Raw genomic sequence first — 18,015 nt, forward strand, 5'->3', positions numbered from 1 at the left:
AATTCATTGACTCATATTGATCTTCTTGACATTCTCCTGCCATCTCTCTGTTCTGAATTGCAGCAGCTTATCCAGGCCGGCTTTGTTTGAATCCTGCTTAGCTGTCGCCAGAACAGACAATACTTCATCGTCGGATTTAGCATGGACCATCTTGGCAAAGGATACGGTGAAAATATCACGGACATTTTGCGAGATAATACCTATGTCTGTATCTGGGATCGGATCTGTGTTCACGAATTCAGTAATGTCCTTGGAAGTCGCCCAGGTCACCGTAGACTGAGCCACCGTCTCCCATGATCTCTGGTTCTCGGAGAGCGCCGTCTCCAGACTCATCTTGGCCGTATCGATAAACGTCGTATTGCCTGCCCAGTTGAAATCCTCGAACTTCCGCATCTTCTCCGTACGCTCGTTGGTGTCCCCGGTCTTGTATCTCTCGTTCGGAATCGGCGCCCCATCGGCATCCTCTTCATCCCAGAACAATCCCTTTGGCCCAAAGAATAATACCTTCTGCCCCTCAGGGCCAGTAACCCAGTCATAATAAGCAAATATCGCTTCCGGGTCCTTCGCCTTCGTAGTAATCACGTTGACATTCCAGCCCAAGCTCTCGAAACCGCTTATAAATACTTTGTTCTTATCGAGCCCCGCTTTACGGAGGGGCCAGATGATCTCATAACCGCTGTCGGGATTTTTCCCGGTTAGAGCACGGTGCCCCTCTGCGCCATAGGTCGTAATATTGGATTCGATCATGACCGCGACCCGGCCCGTATTTACCTTCTCCTTCACGGCATCCTGGGTCTGCTGCAGCGCATCCTGCGTGATCAGACGCTCGCGGAACAGCTTATTGACATACAGCATCAGCTCCTCAAAGGCAGGATCTTCATAAATGGACACCAACTTGTCGCCTTCGGGATAACCCATCAGGGAGATGTTCTTACTGGTCGAATCCTCCTTGAATCCGCCGTACATGATCTCAAGCCCGGCTCCCTTCTCCCCAACCTCCAGAGGCACGACATTCGGGTATTTATCACGTACCTGTAATAAATATTGATACAGATCATCGAATGTCTCCAAGGCCGGTCTACCCAGCTCATTATAAATGTCCTTGTTCACCATCCAGCCGCCATTGCCGAACGTTCCCGAGGTGTACCAGTTCGGAATTTGATAGATTTTCCCGTCCTCCGAGCGCAGCAGATTAAGCGTTGATTCCTTGACGTATTTCTTGAAATTCGGGTACTTCTCATAGTAATCATCCAGCGCAACCAGTTTCCCGGCCTTGACTAGACGCTCCACCGTGGCGCCTCGATCTGTGAATATAACGTCCGGCAGATTATTGCTGACGATCATCGTGTTCAGTTTCTCTTCTGCAGCTCCGCCCGATTGTACAGGCTCTACGGTAACCTTGCGGTTCTCCTTGATCCATTGTGTTGCTTCATTCTCTCCCCAAGGTGCTGTGGTCAGCCAGTCATAATGCCCATAGAAGCTGAACGTAACCGGCTTAATGCCGCTGCCATCATCGACTGCCTCATTTGCCGGCCCACGGTTGTCCTGTGAAGACCCGCCAGCGTTATTCGCTCCGCCTCCATTGCTGCATGCCGTAAGGAACACAAGCACAGATACTAATAGAAGCGAAGCCCATCTCCATCGTTGGTTCATCTTTTCCCCTTCTTCCCTTAAAATATATTGAAATTATTCTTTTAACGACCCGATCAATACGCCCTTAACAAAATACTTCTGCAGGAACGGATAGGTCAGAATAATCGGGATCGTCGCAATCATCATGGTAGCCATCGTTAACGATTTGGTTGTAACCGTCCGATTGCGGTTGATATGGTCCAGTGCTATCGCATTCGATGATGAAATCTCTGTCATGATGTTGGAGTTCATAATTTGGCGGAGTAGGGTCTGAATCGGCAGCAGATGATCCTTGGTAATATAGATCGCCCCCGTGAACCAGTCATTCCAGTGGCCAACGGCTGTAAATAGCGATATGGTAGCCAACACCGGCCCCGAGACCGGAATGACGATCCGGAAGAAGATGCCGTAGTTGCTGCAGCCGTCTATTTTTGCTGATTCCTCCAGCCCATCAGGCAGCGCCGAGAAGAACGTACGTATCACGATCATGTTATAGATACTGATGATTCCCGGAATAATAAACACCCACAGCGTATCCAGCATCCCGAGAGAACGAATAAGCATATAAGTAGGAATCAGGCCACCGCTGAAGAACATCGTTACAATGAAATAGACCATGTAATATTTACGCATTAAGAGCGTCTTCTTGGACATCCCGTAGGCTAGCAGCGCTGTAAAAAATACAGACAGCAATGTTCCGGACAACGTTCTCAAAATCGTGATCCCGAAGGAATTCAGCAGTCGCTTATCCTGAAACACGATATAATAGTTCTCCAGCGTAAAGGCCCTTGGCCATAAGGTGACACCGCCAAGCGATGTATCGCTCCCCAGATTGAAAGAGATCACAAGCGAGTTCCAGAACGGATAGAGCATCACAACCGCAAGCAGCGTCAACAAAATGTAAATCGTCCGCTGCAGGATTTTATCCCCTAGACTTAGCCTCATTTTTCGTTCCCCCTTTATGATTGCAGTCTTTACCAGAGACTAACGTCTGCCCGGCGTGCAATCTTGTTAGCGATGACAAGCAGGCCTACGCTAATAACCGCCTTGAACAGCCCTACCGCTGTGGCATATGAGAATCTAGCATTCAATATCCCGACACGATACACATAAGTATCGATCACATCGGAATAATCACGCAGAATCGGATTGTTGGCCAGCAGTAGAATGTCTTCGAACCCAGCGCTTAAGATGTTGCCAATTGCCAGGATCATGAAGATGATAATGATCGGTGCTATGCTGGGCAGCGTAATTAAATAGATCTGCTTGAATCTGCTCGCACCATCGATCGAAGCCGCCTCATATAAGGTCGGGTCAACACCGGCGATAGCGGCTAGATAGACGATGCTTGCAAAGCCGACTTCTTTCCAGACGTTAACGCTTACAAGAATGGACCAGAAATATTCCGGGATCGCCAGGAAGTTGATCGGATGCTCAATCAGATTAAGCTTCTCCAGTAAAATATTCACCGTACCGTTATCCACCGATAAAAGGGAGAACACGAACCCCGACACAATGACCCATGACAGGAAATAAGGCAAGTAGCTGACCGTCTGAATAAATCTTTTGAAGGCCATATTCCCGACTTCATTCAGCATCAGGGCAAGAATGATTGGCGCCGGGAAAGATACGACCAGCTTCAATAAGCTAATGACAATCGTATTGCGCATCACGTTGAAAAACTCCGGTGCGTCGAAGAACATCCGGAAATTCATCAAGCCTACCCAACGGCTCCCCGAAATTCCCGCAAAGATATCGTATTGCTGAAAAGCCATAAGAACGCCGTACATCGGTATATAACTAAAGATGAATACAAGGATAACGCCAGGTATAACCATCGATTGCAAATCCCATTGCTTCCAGAACTGCTTCCAATAACTGTTCCGCTTATTCGGCCTAGAGGCTGCCTTCATCCGCTTTCCCCTCCCTTATTTGCAATATCTAATGAAATAGCGGCAGGTACTGCTTGTTCTGCTCCAACATTTCATCCAGCAGCTGTTCAGCGATACTGACAGTCGGCACCAATGGATGATGGGCCATCGCTTGCAGCGCTGTCTGTCGATCGCCACGTACGGCGGCATCAATCGTCAGGCTCTCATATTGCTTCACGGCCGCCAGCAGACCTCTGACAGAAGCAGGAATTTTCCGCAGCGGAATAGGTAGCGGACCTTGCTTGGTGACGATACAATTCACCTCGATTGAAGCGTCCTCGGGCAAGAAGTCGATCGTTTTGCCATTCCTCACGTTCAGCGTCTGGATATCCCGTGAATCATTATGAATCGAGCGCATCAACAGTACTGCGGCCTCCGAATAGTAGGCACCGCCGCGCTGCTCAAGCTGCTTCGGCTTCTCCTTCAGCTCCACATTACGGTATAACTGGAACAGTTCCTCCTCCACCTTCTTGACCACCTCGGCGCGCGAGCCTGTCGTCCGGGCCGCTTCCTGCTGTTCCCTCAACAGATCCTCCGTCATGTAATAGTAGCTCAGATAGTAGGATGGAATCGCTTTCAATGAATCGAGAAACCGATGGCTCCAGCCGTCAAAAGGAACATTGCTCGCTTTATAGCTCTGCGGGTAATCGATCAGCTCCTGCAGCTTGCTCTGGCCGTCAATAACAACATCCGAGACCCAATGCAAATGGTTGATACCTACGAATTCGGCATAGATCCGCTCGGCAGGAAGCTTGAAAAACCCCATCAGCCACTTCTGGAATCCGATTGGCGAATTGCACAATCCTACACTTCTTACAGATGAATATTTATGGACCGCTTCCGTGACCATCCCGGCCGGATTCGTGAAATTAAGCAGCCAGGCATCCGGTGCAAGCTCCTCGATATCTTTGCAAATGTCCAGGATCACCGGGATCGTTCTTAGTCCCTTCATCATCCCGCCTGGTCCGGTCGTCTCCTGACCAATTACGTTGTATTTCAAAGGAATAAGCTCATCGTGCTTTCGCGCCTCCAGCATACCTACGCGAATTTGCGTGCAGACAAAATCCGCTTCAGCAATTGCTTCTCTGCGATTGAGCGTCTCATACACCTTGATCGGGAGCCCGGATTTCTCAACCATCCGCTTGCTTAGCTCGGTGATGATCCGCAGCTTCTCTCTGCCTTCCTCAATATCGACCAGCCATACTTCGCCAACTGGCAGCTCCGCATGATGCTTGATCACCCCTTCGATCAACTCAGGAGTATAAGAAGAACCTCCACCAATCACAACTAACTTCAATGCTTCCTTCATGATAGACCCTTCCTTCGTTTGACTTTTAAATGAATTGAAGCTAAGTCTGACCACATATTTCCTTTTTCATGGGATATTGACCTGCGACAGGCGTTCCAGCAGTTCTGAATGGATATGTATACGGCTGCGCTCCATAGCTAGGATCACCGCTCCGACGACAGGTTCCTGATCCAGAATCGTCAGCGTACCTTTCGGCGCTGTCTGCTTCACCTTCTGCTCTATAGCAGATCTAATAATGCCTAAGCGGTCTCCCTTCGTAAGCAGGCTACCTGCGAGCACGAGCTGGAAGCTGTCTTCACTCATATTCAACTGATGGATAGTCGCCACTGCGGCGAGACCCAGCTCCTCCCCCTGCTTCTCAAGCAGCCTGATCGCCACTTCGTCTCCTTCTTCAGCCGCTTGGAACAACAGCTCGGCAGCGCCGATAGGTAGATGCCTTGAATGATCCAGAAAATCATCTCTAAGCTCAGCAACGCTGGAATAACCGAGTAAATCAATAATTTTTTCCGATAACGCGGTCGCTTTCTCCCTTCCTTCGTAGGAACGGATCACGGTGCGGAATACCTCAACGCTCAAGTCGTAACCACCTCCGAAGTCGCCGAACCGGTAACCAAACCCGCCGCATTGAAACGTGTCTCCAGTCCGATTCTTGCCTGAGCAGTTCACTCCCGAGCCGCAAATCAGCACTACCCCATGGCTTTCTTCCGTTCCTGCCCGCAGAGCAATCCAGGTATCGCAGGAGATTTCTGTGTGCGGCAGGCCTAGTCCAGCAATGATCGGCCGCAAGATGTGGAAATCACTTTCCCGGTCAGCCCCAGCCAGACCGAACCAGGCGAACTCGATTTGTTCTTCCGTCAACTTGGCAGCTCCCAGGGCCTCTGTCACAGCTTGCTTCAAGCTGAGCTCCGCCTCCCGTCGGTTCTTCTGATGATTGCCGTTCCCTCCTCTCCCCACTCCGATCACATAACCATGTTCATCTGTAATCACTGCGTAGGTTTTACTGCCGCCTCCATCTACTCCTAAATAGTATCTCACCAGTTCGTTTCACTCCTAAATGATCATTATGTCCGCTTCACATATGCCGTGGATTCACGTACTAGAAGCTGAGGAGCAAGCTTTGTTACCGTCGGTTCCGCCATCTCCCCGTTGATGTGCTTAAGCAGCAAATCCACGCCGATGCTGCCCAGTTGCGCCTCCGGCTGCCTTACTGTCGTCAGTCTTGGGAAAAATTCAGCCACGAATTGCTGATCGTCGAAGCCGACGACCGATATGTCGTGTGGCACCATAATTCCCTCCTCACGAAGCGCCTGTACAACCCCTAGGGCAATGAAGTCATCCCCGGCGAAAATAGCTGTCGGTAAAGTGTCATCGCGGATCCATTTGCGTGCAATCTCATAACCACTGCTAACTGTAAAGCCGCTGTATTCAATGGCAAAGGAGGATAATCCCGCATCAGCCAAGGCCTGGATATAACCTCTTCGCCTCTCCGCCACACTGAGGAATACCGAAGGTCCACCGATATAGGCAATCCTGGTATGACCCAATTCGATTAAATGCTTGGTCGCATCATACCCGCCCTGGTAGTTATCCACCAGGACACTGGATACATCATCATGTGAGAACTGGTTGTCGAGCAGGACAAACGGGATTCTCTTTCTTTTCAGCTCGGCGACGTATTGCTCTTCCTCAATAGGAGACAGTAAAATAATGCCGTCTACACGGTCCTTCTGAAACAGAAAATTGTCGCCCTCTCCCTCATTCTCCGCAATCGACAAGGCGAGGAAATATCCCTGCTCTGCCAGCTTTCGGTTCACTACGCGAATAACACGATCATAAAAAGAATCATTAAAATTGGTTATCGACATGCCGATAACTCCTGTTCTACCGCGTACCAGGCTCTGTGCAGCTGAATTAGGCTGATAGTTCAGCTCCTCCATCGCCTTCAGCACCTTCTGTCTATTTGCTTCCCGTACCGATGGCGAGTTATTTATTACCCGCGATACCGTTACTACAGAGAGACCGGACTTTTTCGCTACATCGTGAATATTCATCTATGCGTTATCTCCTTCATTCTCTAATTTCAGATTCAAACATGATATTATCAAATGCTATAGCTCTTCACCACACACGAAAGTTTAAACCTTTAAACTTTATAGATATAAAAAAACCCTTATTTCCTCTGAATTGATAGATTAATGCCCATTAACACGAACAAAACCAAAACAAAGTATAAAGGTTTAAACTTTAGCTTGATATTAACACCGCTTGACGAATCCGTCAATGGAGAAAATAAAATTCATATTCCCGATGGATCTACAGACCTGGAGGACATCCCCCTGATCGACTAGAGAGTCCTAATCAGCTGAGAATATTCCTGATACCTTATTTTCCATTCCTCTTCCCGCGATTCTATGGTCTTCTCACCAAGCAATACTTGTATCATATCCAGACATACATGCCAACCGGCCAGATCCTTAGGGGTATGATCGGTAATCTTGCTTAGCTTCTCAACTAGAAGCAAACGGCATCCATCCGATTCCGGATACAATTCGAAGCGAACTCGATCTGCTCCCCAAGTATATTCCAAGACAGAACCCAAATTAAGCTTCGTAATTTCAAGCTCTATAAAAGTCCCATCCCGCATATCGAACTTGATCACTCCGCCCTCACGTAGCTTGTCCACCTGCAACTCAGAGAACCATTGCTTCAGCTTCTCGTTGTCTGTCAGATAAGACCAGACCTCTGCAGTAGAATGACTGAAATGACGAGTGAAGCAAGCGGTATAACCACCTTCATCGACCCTAATATCTGCTAACATACCGTTCCCCCTCTTTACTGGATTAAGCCAAATTCAAAGTAATACATTATTCAAACAGTATCTCCTAAGCCTATCTCCGCTAAACGGTAAATGATTAAGGCGCATGAGCTGATAGAACAGCATCACGCGCCTTAAACTGTTAGGTGTTGTTACACGCAATAAGTAAGATTATTATCTATCCCCAAGGCCGGCTTCGATCTCCGCCTCAGATGGTTTATCCGTTAGCTTGCAGTTCGACGTCTGCAGTTTGCCGTCACGATAGAAGGTAACCTCGAGCGTATCCCCGACCTTCTTCTCGTCATACAAATACTTGCGGAGTTCCCGTGTCGAAGCGATGGGCTCTTTATCAAGCTGCACAATGACATCATTGAGCTGTAACCCCGCTAGTTGAGCCGGACCGTGCGCTTCCAATACGATCACCCCAGATGTAATATTCTGCGGTAGCTTCAACTGCTTGCGCTGCTCAGCATCGATCGGCGCGTAAGGATTATCGAGATCCAGCGAGTAGACCCCGAGATATGGACGAACGACCTTGCCATACTGCATAATGCCTTCCACCGTCTTCATCACATCATTTACCGGAATCGCAAAACCGAGCCCTTCCACGCCCGTATCGGAAATCTTCATCGTATTAATCCCGATCAGACGGCCCTTCAGATCCACCAATGCCCCGCCGCTATTGCCCTCATTAATCGCAGCATCGGTCTGAATTACTTTCTGCTCCCAATCGTAGACCCCATCCTGATTAAGCGATATAGGAATCAGTCGGCTTGTATAACTAATGATCCCCGAAGTCAATGTTCCTCCAAGTCCGAGCGGATTGCCGACGGCAATCACTGTCTCACCGGCCCGCAAGCTATCAGAATCGCCAAGCTCAATCACAGAGCTAATCCCTTTGCTATCTATACTCAGCACAGCTATATCATTAATAGAATCTTGACCGACGATCTCTGCTTCTCGCGACACCCCGTCGCTGGACACAACCTCCAGATCATCCGCCCCGCTAATCACATGACTATTCGTAATAATGTATGCCTTGCCGTCGTCCTGCTTGAAGATAACCCCGGACCCTAGTGCTGCATCATCGGGATTGCTTCTGGAGAACTCATTATGATTCAGAATACTAACAACGCTCGGCGACACCTTATCGGCCGCGACGCTAATCCGGTTGAAAGGATCGCTACTAACCGTATTGATCAGATCCACAGGATTCCTCGCGGAATTCAGCCCTGTAAATACCACAAATAATAACACAACAAATATTGCACTTAGCAAAGAGGAGATCAATGAGACTTGCCAGGTGGATAGGCCCTTTTTCTTATGTTTCGGTGCCCTCCAGCCTTGCTGCTGTTTTGGTGATCTACGTAAATGCCGCCTAGATATCTTTGTGGAGTAAAAATCATCATCGAACAATCCCATCAAGTCTCCCCCTCCATGACTCTGCCCTGGGTTTATGTCTATTTCTCATCCAGTTCTTCGGCCGGTCAACCCATCAGAGTCTTAAGTTCCCCTTCAAACTGTATGCCGGTACAGCAAAGCCATATGCCCACACAATTCCCAAATTATCTGACGTCAAAATCGGCCTGTAGGTTGCTCTCCTGAACCATTTTTCTCATCTTTTTTGGCTGAATCAGGAATGTTTGTCCCATAACTGGACTACACTAGTTTTATAGAGTAATCAAAAAGTCCATTGGCCTTTTTGAACACGCTTAGTTTTATAGTTTCATTCTATCATATCCTAGGCGTTACCGGATGGGACTATAGTATTTTCCATTCAGGGAAATTTCACTAGAAATCGCTTACAAAATGCCTATACCTGTAGATGGCCATTACTGCCAACCAAATTTGGTAAAAATATCTCTAAAGGAGCAAAACGACGATGGATTCCAATTCCCTCTCCCCATTGCATGAAGTGAATATGCTGGCCAAGTTGGCCGATATAAAAGAAGAGCATTACCACCAACTGGTAACGCTCAGCACAATTATCGAACTATTAGTTGAGAAAGGGATTGTAACCCGAACCGAAATCGAGACAAAAGCGGCCGAGTTGAATTCCTTTATAAGTCCGCCACCGTATCCCATGGCGTAGGCCGATCAAAATAAGTATCGCATAACTTAAATTCGCTGTCCTTATAGAAGCAGCCACGGTCCTCCATGGCTCCTCTTACCGACATTCTAGCCAGATCCGGTATATTATGTTCACGGCTTAGATGGGCAAGATAGATCCGCTTGATCCGTCCGCTTAGAATCTCGCTCATTAATTCGCCAGTCGCTTCATTGGACAAATGGCCCATATCGCCGAGAATACGCCGCTTGATATTCCAGGGATAGCGCCCCATACGCAGCATTTCGATATCATGATTCGCTTCAAGCACGATGACATCGGAATCAGCTATCGACATCTTCACTTTATCGCTGGCATAGCCTAGATCCGTGCACACGCTCAGCTTCTGCTTGCCGTCATAGAAGCAGTAGGCCACAGGCTCAGCGGCGTCATGCGAGATGCCAAATGATTCTACCCGCAGCGAACCGAAATCCCGGGCTTCACCTGTCCCTAGGATTCGACGGTTCTCTTCGGCGATCTTCCCGACCGCCTTCTCCATCGCCTCCCAGGTCTTCTCATTGGCATAGATGGGGAGATTATATTTTCTCGCAACCGCTCCAAGTCCTTTAATATGATCCGAATGCTCATGCGTTACCAGAATACCCTGGATCTCTTCACCAGAGACCCCGCGTTCTTGTAACAACTCATCAATACGCTTGGCGCTGAATCCGGCATCGATCATCAATGTCGTCTCCCCATTAGCGACCAGTGTCGCATTTCCCGTCGATCCGCTTGATAATACTGAAAATCGTAGACCCATTTCCCCATTACTCCTTCGCTTTCTCTGTATTCGGACTGATGACGTCCCCGCTGATTCCCTGCACGTAATACTCCTTGCCGCTCTCCAGAATAAACCGCCAAGCCGGCGATGCAGGAAGGTGGGCATCCGAATTGAACACCTCGCCATAATAACCAAGCTCAATCTCTGTAACGACCGCCCCATCCGGCAGGAAGTTCTCGATCAAATTGCCGAGAGCCTTGGATGCAGATAATACTCGCTGTTCCTTCTCGTCTCCCGGATCACTGACCTCAATCTTCGGCTGCCTGTACGATATAATCTTCTGCTCACTGTAATAGAGGGTAAGATTAATCTTGAACAACGGCCATTTGCCATCGACCAGAGGATGCAGTATGAACTCTCCGGCCCGACTGGCCGCTTCATCATACCAATAGTCGCCGATATCAGGGATACTTCCCTTCAAGGCGTTAACCAATTCCTTGCTCGTAAAGATGAGCTTGCTGTCAACAGGCGACTCCAGATTGATCATCCGGTCGTTCTGATCCCCGTCTACAAAGCGATAAGAGATTTTCGGCAGCGCTGGCGTATCTCCCGGAATTTTCGCCAGAATCTTGATTCCCTTCTCATCCATCATCTTCTGAATATTGCTCTCAAGAGAGGTGAAGTCCAGATTGGAATCCGCCTGCTCCTGCAGATCATTCCATAGCTGATAACCTAGTACCAGATTTAGCAGTAAAAAAGCATAGATCAACACATTCTTCGCTCGGCTCCAATCCATCCTTCAGCCCCCTTTCCAACCTTGCATGAAGCTATTTAGCGGTTGATTGAATTCCATCATGACCACTCCCGCCCTAAGGCAAAATTCGTGTGGCCCCGTTTTGCAGCTCGGCCACCCACATCGGTGTCAGCTTTAGCCCTTCCTCACCAAGCGAAGGAAGATAAGCAGGATATAGGCGCTTGATGACGGACTCCTGACTTAACAATTCAAGCTTCTTCCGCAATTTTTCTCCACCTGCAAGCTGCACAACCTTCTTATCCGATCCATCTCCGATCGAATAGATCAGTGAACGCTCATAACCTGTAATCGTCCCTTGGCGAAGCTCAAGCGAGATAATCCCGTAATGGAATGTCGATTGATCAATAATCGGGAACGCCCCATACTGCCCGGAACCGTAGTATTGTTGGAAGACAACTGTCTGCGATTCCGCGCTGGCCCCTTCGTTCTGATCCAACCGATATTTCCCGTTCCAACCTCCATGCTGATTGACGAAATCGACAGCAGACAGCGCATTACGTCCCGGACTGCTCTCACCAGCTACCGCTGCCGCCGCAGGGTCCGTATAATTGATCCAATTGCGGCCCTGACGCACCTGCAAGCTTCGCCTGCCATCTGTATAAATCTCTGATCCATCCTTCTCACGAATGTAACGGGTAATACTTGGATCAAAGAACAGACTGCTCTGCATTTGCTCTGTAGAGAACAATCCGGTGAGCAGTGTAGTCTCGACCATTTCAATCGGCTGTTCCGGAATGTAGTATCCGTTCTCCATGGTGTAAGAGACCCAGTCCTTGCCGAAATCAGCCTGCTGCTTCACGTCCTGTACCGTTAGGTCGGCCTTGGTCGCTTCATAGACCACATCTCCGCGTGAGCTGAAGAAGAAGACTCTTACCTGATCCTCCGTCTCGGTGCTATAGATCAAGAGCCGGCTAATGCTCTCTCCTTCGAACAGCGGATCTTTGGCGATCTGCATCACCTTCTGCAGAAGCTCCACTGGAACCCCCTTGCCGAACTCCAGCTCAAGCCCGATCTGATCGCTACGAATTTCCGACCAATTAATGTTCTGTACGGGATAACGCTGGAACCCGTCGAACTGCCGGCCCTTTAACCGGGAGTAGATCAGATTATAGAACGTTGATTCGGGGTAAAAGACTGTATGGCGATTATTTCCCAAATGAACGGTTATCTGCGAAGGATAGAGTAGTTCATCTGCTTCCAATTCCGTCCCCATATTCTCGGTCTTCACATAATCATTCGCCGTCTTTACAACCGGATCACTGCCCGGCAAGCGATATATTAAGAAATAACTCTGGACCAGACTGCAGATGACAAGCAGAACAAGTGCCGTCGATTTTATTTTCTCCCTCATGGCATCCTGCCCCCTTGCTCCTGCTGTGGCAGGGTGAAGGTAACCTTCGTTCCTTTGCCCAGCTCTGATTGCAGCCAGATCGTTCCGCCATGCGCCTTAACAATTTCCCGGGCAATGGATAGACCGAGGCCTGTACCGCCCATATTTCTTGAACGGGCCTTGTCCACCCGATAGAAGCGCTCAAAGATACGCTCCTGGTCCTTCTTAGGAATCCCCATCCCGTTATCCTCGACCGAAATGGCCAGCATTCCATCATGCATGTCTCTGGCTTCAAGAGAGAGAGACCCACCCTCCGGCGTATACTTCAGCGCATTAGAGATCAGATTGTCCAATACCTGATCAATCTGATCCCGATCAATCCAGACCGTACCTACGCTGTTGTCTACACCCAAGCTCGGCCTAATGCTCTTCTCTTGCATCTGGAATGAGAAGCGGTCAGCAACCTCCTCCAGCATATCAATCACATTCGTTGGGCGTTTGCGCAGCTCAGCCTCCTTCGAATCGAGCCGAGATAAATGCAGCAAGTCCGTAACGAGCCGGATCATCCGTTCTGTCTGGTTCTGGATAACCGAGGCGAACTTCGGCCCAAGCTCCGCGTCCTGCATGGCGCCATCCTCCAGCGCCTCCGTATAACTCTTAATCGTCGTTAGTGGTGTACGCAGCTCATGAGACACGTTGGCTACGAATTCACGACGCGATGCCTCCAGCTTCTCTTGCTCAGTTACGTCCTGCAATACAGCAATCGTACCGACAATCCCAATCTCGCGGCGATGAATCGGCGTGAAGGTCACACGGATCATGAACTCATCGCCCTCAGATGTCTCATTCTCCAACAAAGTAGAATGCATCGTGCCCTGAGCGTAGATCACCTGCTCCTCCTCTGTAAGTTGAAGCAGCTCCATAATATCCATATTGCCTGCCAGCTCTTCCTCGACATTAAGCATCTCGCTGGCACGCCTGTTCATGAGAATCACCTTATTGTTCTCATCCGTAGCGATGACGCCATCACTCATGTTAGTCAGAATCGAAGCCAGCTTCTCCTTCTCCTCTTCGTTCTGTGCGAGTGCGTCACTTAACCTGCTCGTCATATAATTGAACGCTTTGCTGAGCTGGCCGATCTCATCGTTGCCGAATTCCGGCATCTTCTGATGGAACCGCCCCTCCGCCACAGCTGTCGCCTGCCGTGTCAGTTCCTTGATCGGCGCAGTGATCGTATGAGCGAGAATGACACCGAGTACGGCTGTCAGTCCCAGTGCCAGCAGTATTCCAGATATAAAAATATTGTTAATCCGCTCCATCGTCGCATATAGCTCACTCATTGAGGCAGCTATATAGATCGCCCCAACAATCTTGCCGTCGCTAACTACCGGCTTGGCCACGACTTTCTTACGGATGTTGTCATCATCGATAATATACTCCTCATTGTCGCGGATACCCTGTAGGGCACGGCTGACTACCGTCTGCGTGTTCTTCGTGCCAACATAATCGGCATGCGACGGCTTAGAAGTCGTCAACACTTTACCGCTGGCATCCAATACCTGAATCTCAGCTCCATTGATCGTGAACAGGTTATTGACCAATACACGCAAGTTCTCCATCGACTCTTCCGCCGACTCCCCGACCACGCCCAAATTCTGTGCGGCCAGAACGGAGAGTAGCTCCGCCCGCTCCTGCAATTCCTTCGTGAAATTGCTGGTTAATGAGGTCTTCATCGCGCTCACAAAATAAACCCCTATCAATTGCATGGCAATCAAGATCAGCAGTACATAGATAATGATCAGCTTCACTTGGAGCGTACGGAAGAAAGCGGGCAACCGCATCTAAAAACCACCCACCTTGGAACTACGCATCATATATCCTAGACCACGCCGTGTCAGTATATATTCCGGCTTGCTCGGATCATTCTCGATCTTCTCCCGCAGTCGGCGGATCGTTACGTCCACGGTCCGTACATCACCGAAGTATTCATATCCCCATACGGCTTGCAGCAGGTGCTCACGGGTCATCACCTTACCCGTATTCCTCACCAAATAGTAGAGCAGTTCGAACTCCCGATGCGTCAGATCAAGAGCCTCCCCATTCTTGTATACCGTATACATATTTGTATCTATAAACAGTTCGAACAAACTGATTCCCTGTCGTTCCTCCGGCTCCTCCAACGCAGCCGGCTTCTGCTGCCGACGCATCTGCACCTTCACCCGGGCCAACAGTTCCCGCGTACTGAAGGGCTTGGTCACATAATCATCCGCGCCAAGCTCAAGGCCTAGTACTTTGTCAATTTCTCCGTCCTTGGCGGTCAGCATGATAATCGGAGTCTCCAGCTTGGACCGGACCTCCTTGCAGACATCCATCCCGTCCTTGCCAGGCAGCATCAGGTCAAGCAGAATCAGATCGGGTTGCTCCGAGAACGCAAGCTCAACCGCGGCGATACCATCGAAAGCGAGTATAACCTCGTATCCCTCTTTCTCCAGATTAAATTTAAGAATGTCCGCAATCGGCTGTTCGTCATCAACTACGAGAATTTTCCCTTGCATCGCTTTATTCACCCCATACCTTCAGGCTTGACCAATCTCTTACTATCTTACCATATCAGGCAATCCTGTTCATAACCTATAGTTATTTCTTGCCCGCATTTGAGCATAAGAAAGGACCCGGTCTCATCATCGACCAGGTCCTTAGTCAAAATTATTATATAACTCGTAATCATTGCGATATTATAAGTATTTCAATGGATTCTGCAAGCTGCCGTTCTTATGAATCTCAAAGTGAAGATGGGTCCCCGTGGATCGACCCGTATTGCCCATGACTCCAATCTTTGAACCTTTCTCAACAACTTGTCCCTTCTTGACGCTGATCTTGCTCAAATGACCGTACAACGTCTCATATCCATTCTTATGATTGACGATAATACAATTGCCGTAACCTGATTTCTGACCAGCGAAGGTGATCACACCGTCGTCGGCAGCCATAATGGTCTTATTGCTGGATACAAGGTCAACGCCCTTATGTGTTCTGCCCCAGCGCTTTCCGAAGCTGCTGGATAAGCGGGCTCCCGATACCGGCCAAGCGAAATCGCCTGATCCCTCGCCAAGAACAACCTTCGTACCTTTCAGAACAATTCTCGGCGAAGACTGCTTCGTTACCGTCTGACCAAGCCACTCCTCGGCAATCACATCACCATTCTCTTTTGTAATCCGATACTCCACCGTCTTAAGACCGCTGGAACCTTCAGCAATCACCTTCGATTCCCCAGATCGCATGCTGTCACTCTTGCGAATCTCAACCTGTGGCTCGGTAGTTATCTCCTCAGATACCCGTTCTACCGTACGAACTGTAAGCGAAGGTTGAACCGCCTTAATGCTCAGAACTTCACCGATTTGCAGGGTGAACTCTTTGATTTCCGGATTGTTCACCTTCAATTCATGTTGGGTGATTGCGAATTTCTTGGCGATTGAGGAGATCGTGTCACCTTCCCGAACCTCATATGTAATCGCCGATTCGTCTCCCTGCAGAATTCGCTCAACGGCCTCATTTACATCCATGACCTTGTTCGGATCCGTCTTGGTAGCAACCTTGGCGACATCTTCCTTGATCTTCACCGATTCAATCGTAGTTCCATGTTTGTCTTCGACTGCTGCTGTCGTCTGCTGGATACCGCCTGTTTTCTTTACTTTAGCAGCGAAGCCTTGCGCCGTCTTCGCCTGTGGTGCGAACTTGCCTTGCAGCGTACTCAGCACCTCATCCGCCGTAGCCTGATCCTTCACAATCCCGATCAATTTGCCATCGACTCTTAATTCGACTCCCTGTGCATAGCCCTTGAGCATACCGCCCAGCTTCGCCAGCGTCTGTTCCGAATCGACTTCCGCCTTATATGATTTCTCCATCACCGTAGTGATGCCATCTGTATATAATCCCATTTTTGCCTGGGGATATTTCTGATTTAATTCTTGTTCCTTCTGTTGGTACAGAGCTTGTAATTGCCCTTCGCTTGAAATCATACCAATCTCTTGCCCGTTCACATACACCCGGTAATAAGGCACCATATTCGCTTCAACGTATTGTTGACCGGCAAAATAGACAGTACCTGCAAGTACGATAGTAGCAATCGCGCTAGCCGCAATCACACGGGTTTTACGACGGCGGCCTATGGCAGCCGGAATGGCCTCGTGGTGCTCGGATATCTCTTGATCGTTTTCCGGGCGACTGCTCATGGACGCATTCTCAGATTTCTTGCGCCATAACTGCCACCGATTTCCCCTGAAACCTCTCATACTGATCTCCTTTTCCATATCGACTATATACGACAACAATTTAAATAGTTTCAAAATCTTAACCTTTTACAACTAGTTAATACTTTATCATAGCCAGGTAAGGGATTTCAACTAGAGGTAAACATGAGAAAAACCCGCTTGTAGCGCGGGTTTGCGGTATATTTCATGTAATTGGTTGTACTAGTATATAATTTACATTTATGCGAATATTCCCTGCAATCCTGGAAATGAAACCCGAAAAGCACTCACTTTTTTAATATATTCATCATCTTTGTATACTCCGTCTTATCCAAATATTTGGACAAAACCTGCTCAATCTCTATCATTTCCGTCTCTGTTAACCCATCCTCCATCGCCTCAGTCAGCTTCTGCATCTCCTCCTGAGGCAGCTTCGTCATGAGAATCTTGAACACTTCCTCCTTCTCCTGATCAGGTAGCTGATCCTTCCTTGCGATTAGATCATCAGGTGTAACCAACACATCCCCCTGCTGTCCCGATTGAGAGGATATCCCCCCCATAGCCGCAACCGAATCTTCGGGCGCTTGGCCATTCTCTTGATCGGTTCCTGCCGGCTTGTCATTTTCTGCTGCCTTTCCTCCGACAGTCTTGTCAGAACCCTCCCCGTTCGTAGCGGAATCGTCACCAGCATCTGAGCTAGTATCGCTCCCCGTTCCAGAGAGAGCCCCCAAACCTCCTGTATCCGCTGTTTTATCCGGCAACCCATCCTCTGTTCCCAACTTGTCTGCCACCTTGTTGCCGGTCTTGCCTCCGAACCCGAGCATTCCTTTGAACATACCACCCAAGGTTGGAGCTTCTTCAGCGATCGGTATATTATAACTGCTTAGCAATGACTGAATATACGAATTAACTACGTAGCCTGTCGTCATTACAGTAAGCAAGCTAACCACAATAGCTGTAACAGACAGCTTAAACAGCCGCCACATCCATTTCATTCCACTTCCTCCTTCTAGTCAGCCTATCGATCTATGTATCTTCCGGCATTCTATCAATAGTATGGACGACAGAGTTGGAATTCAACCTCTATAATTCAACAAAATATACTT

The 18,015-nt window shown here is 48.8% G+C and carries 16 protein-coding genes; 1 reads left to right on the forward strand and 15 read right to left on the reverse strand.

The window, feature by feature from the left end:
- Nucleotides 1–3 precede the first annotated feature (3 nt).
- The 8 genes from EI981_RS28625 to EI981_RS28660 form a co-directional block, all read right to left on the reverse strand.
- On the reverse strand, nucleotides 4–1,653 hold the full coding sequence (locus EI981_RS28625) for an extracellular solute-binding protein (RefSeq protein WP_127004097.1): 1,650 nt from the start codon (nucleotides 1,651–1,653) through the stop codon (nucleotides 4–6).
- A gap of 33 nt (nucleotides 1,654–1,686) precedes the next feature.
- Entirely contained in the window at nucleotides 1,687–2,577 is an 891-nt protein-coding gene (locus tag EI981_RS28630) for a carbohydrate ABC transporter permease (protein ID WP_127004099.1), read from the reverse strand.
- 29 nt (nucleotides 2,578–2,606) lie between these two features.
- Complete coding sequence (locus EI981_RS28635) at nucleotides 2,607–3,545, reverse strand: ABC transporter permease (RefSeq protein WP_127004101.1); 939 nt, start codon at nucleotides 3,543–3,545, stop codon at nucleotides 2,607–2,609.
- Between the two features lie 28 nt (nucleotides 3,546–3,573).
- The gene (locus EI981_RS28640; protein WP_127004103.1) at nucleotides 3,574–4,872 is read right to left on the reverse strand and encodes a 6-phospho-beta-glucosidase; all 1,299 of its coding nucleotides are present in this window, start codon (nucleotides 4,870–4,872) and stop codon (nucleotides 3,574–3,576) included.
- Between the two features lie 66 nt (nucleotides 4,873–4,938).
- Complete coding sequence (locus tag EI981_RS28645) at nucleotides 4,939–5,907, reverse strand: N-acetylglucosamine kinase (RefSeq protein ID WP_127004105.1); 969 nt, start codon at nucleotides 5,905–5,907, stop codon at nucleotides 4,939–4,941.
- A gap of 26 nt (nucleotides 5,908–5,933) precedes the next feature.
- Nucleotides 5,934–6,923 (reverse strand): LacI family DNA-binding transcriptional regulator, encoded by a 990-nt coding sequence (locus EI981_RS28650; RefSeq protein WP_127004108.1) that lies wholly within the window; start codon nucleotides 6,921–6,923, stop codon nucleotides 5,934–5,936.
- Nucleotides 6,924–7,216: 293 nt separating this feature from the next.
- Nucleotides 7,217–7,690 (reverse strand): SRPBCC family protein, encoded by a 474-nt coding sequence (locus EI981_RS28655; RefSeq protein ID WP_127004110.1) that lies wholly within the window; start codon nucleotides 7,688–7,690, stop codon nucleotides 7,217–7,219.
- Between the two features lie 171 nt (nucleotides 7,691–7,861).
- Nucleotides 7,862–9,109: a S1C family serine protease gene (locus EI981_RS28660; RefSeq protein WP_127004112.1), complete on the reverse strand. Its 1,248-nt coding sequence runs from the start codon at nucleotides 9,107–9,109 to the stop codon at nucleotides 7,862–7,864.
- Between the two features lie 460 nt (nucleotides 9,110–9,569).
- On the opposite strand from EI981_RS28660, the gene EI981_RS28665 reads away from it, so the two are divergent.
- Nucleotides 9,570–9,779, forward strand: coding sequence for a hypothetical protein (locus EI981_RS28665; RefSeq protein WP_127004114.1), 210 nt, complete (start codon nucleotides 9,570–9,572; stop codon nucleotides 9,777–9,779).
- Here the strand turns inward: EI981_RS28665 and EI981_RS28670 are convergent.
- The 7 genes from EI981_RS28670 to EI981_RS28700 form a co-directional block, all read right to left on the reverse strand.
- Nucleotides 9,748–10,554, reverse strand: coding sequence for an MBL fold metallo-hydrolase (locus EI981_RS28670; protein WP_127004116.1), 807 nt, complete (start codon nucleotides 10,552–10,554; stop codon nucleotides 9,748–9,750). The genes EI981_RS28665 and EI981_RS28670 overlap by 32 nt on opposite strands.
- 7 nt (nucleotides 10,555–10,561) lie before the next feature.
- Nucleotides 10,562–11,311 carry a two-component system regulatory protein YycI gene (yycI, locus tag EI981_RS28675; protein ID WP_127004118.1) on the reverse strand — a complete coding sequence of 250 codons (750 nt, stop codon included), beginning with the start codon at nucleotides 11,309–11,311 and terminating at the stop codon, nucleotides 10,562–10,564.
- Nucleotides 11,312–11,384: 73 nt separating this feature from the next.
- Nucleotides 11,385–12,680 carry a YycH family regulatory protein gene (locus tag EI981_RS28680; protein WP_127004120.1) on the reverse strand — a complete coding sequence of 432 codons (1,296 nt, stop codon included), beginning with the start codon at nucleotides 12,678–12,680 and terminating at the stop codon, nucleotides 11,385–11,387.
- A complete protein-coding gene (gene walK, locus EI981_RS28685) occupies nucleotides 12,677–14,500 on the reverse strand; it encodes a cell wall metabolism sensor histidine kinase WalK (RefSeq protein WP_127004122.1) in 1,824 nt (607 codons plus the stop codon). The genes EI981_RS28680 and walK overlap by 4 nt, the downstream gene beginning before the upstream one ends.
- A complete protein-coding gene (gene yycF / locus EI981_RS28690) occupies nucleotides 14,501–15,214 on the reverse strand; it encodes a response regulator YycF (protein ID WP_127005105.1) in 714 nt (237 codons plus the stop codon).
- Between the two features lie 180 nt (nucleotides 15,215–15,394).
- Nucleotides 15,395–16,951 carry a peptidoglycan DD-metalloendopeptidase family protein gene (locus EI981_RS28695; RefSeq protein ID WP_127004124.1) on the reverse strand — a complete coding sequence of 519 codons (1,557 nt, stop codon included), beginning with the start codon at nucleotides 16,949–16,951 and terminating at the stop codon, nucleotides 15,395–15,397.
- A gap of 245 nt (nucleotides 16,952–17,196) precedes the next feature.
- Nucleotides 17,197–17,904, reverse strand: coding sequence for a hypothetical protein (locus tag EI981_RS28700; RefSeq protein ID WP_127004126.1), 708 nt, complete (start codon nucleotides 17,902–17,904; stop codon nucleotides 17,197–17,199).
- Nucleotides 17,905–18,015: the final 111 nt, after the last annotated feature.

The sequence above is a fragment of the Paenibacillus lutimineralis genome (assembly GCF_003991425.1).
Lineage (GTDB): Bacteria > Bacillota > Bacilli > Paenibacillales > Paenibacillaceae > Fontibacillus > Fontibacillus lutimineralis.

Bases quoted from the DNA above. Each gene is read 5' to 3' on its own strand.
- EI981_RS28625 (WP_127004097.1), bottom strand. From the start codon at position 1,653: ATGAACCAACGATGGAGATGGGCTTCGCTTCTATTAGTATCTGTGCTT.
- EI981_RS28630 (WP_127004099.1), bottom strand. From the start codon at position 2,577: ATGAGGCTAAGTCTAGGGGATAAAATCCTGCAGCGGACGATTTACATT.
- EI981_RS28635 (WP_127004101.1), bottom strand. From the start codon at position 3,545: ATGAAGGCAGCCTCTAGGCCGAATAAGCGGAACAGTTATTGGAAGCAG.
- EI981_RS28640 (WP_127004103.1), bottom strand. From the start codon at position 4,872: ATGAAGGAAGCATTGAAGTTAGTTGTGATTGGTGGAGGTTCTTCTTAT.
- EI981_RS28650 (WP_127004108.1), bottom strand. From the start codon at position 6,923: ATGAATATTCACGATGTAGCGAAAAAGTCCGGTCTCTCTGTAGTAACG.
- EI981_RS28655 (WP_127004110.1), bottom strand. From the start codon at position 7,690: ATGTTAGCAGATATTAGGGTCGATGAAGGTGGTTATACCGCTTGCTTC.
- EI981_RS28660 (WP_127004112.1), bottom strand. From the start codon at position 9,109: ATGGGATTGTTCGATGATGATTTTTACTCCACAAAGATATCTAGGCGG.
- EI981_RS28665 (WP_127004114.1), top strand. From the start codon at position 9,570: ATGGATTCCAATTCCCTCTCCCCATTGCATGAAGTGAATATGCTGGCC.
- EI981_RS28670 (WP_127004116.1), bottom strand. From the start codon at position 10,554: ATGGGTCTACGATTTTCAGTATTATCAAGCGGATCGACGGGAAATGCG.
- yycI (WP_127004118.1), bottom strand. From the start codon at position 11,311: ATGGATTGGAGCCGAGCGAAGAATGTGTTGATCTATGCTTTTTTACTG.
- EI981_RS28680 (WP_127004120.1), bottom strand. From the start codon at position 12,680: ATGAGGGAGAAAATAAAATCGACGGCACTTGTTCTGCTTGTCATCTGC.
- walK (WP_127004122.1), bottom strand. From the start codon at position 14,500: ATGCGGTTGCCCGCTTTCTTCCGTACGCTCCAAGTGAAGCTGATCATT.
- yycF (WP_127005105.1), bottom strand. From the start codon at position 15,214: ATGCAAGGGAAAATTCTCGTAGTTGATGACGAACAGCCGATTGCGGAC.
- EI981_RS28695 (WP_127004124.1), bottom strand. From the start codon at position 16,951: ATGAGAGGTTTCAGGGGAAATCGGTGGCAGTTATGGCGCAAGAAATCT.
- EI981_RS28700 (WP_127004126.1), bottom strand. From the start codon at position 17,904: ATGAAATGGATGTGGCGGCTGTTTAAGCTGTCTGTTACAGCTATTGTG.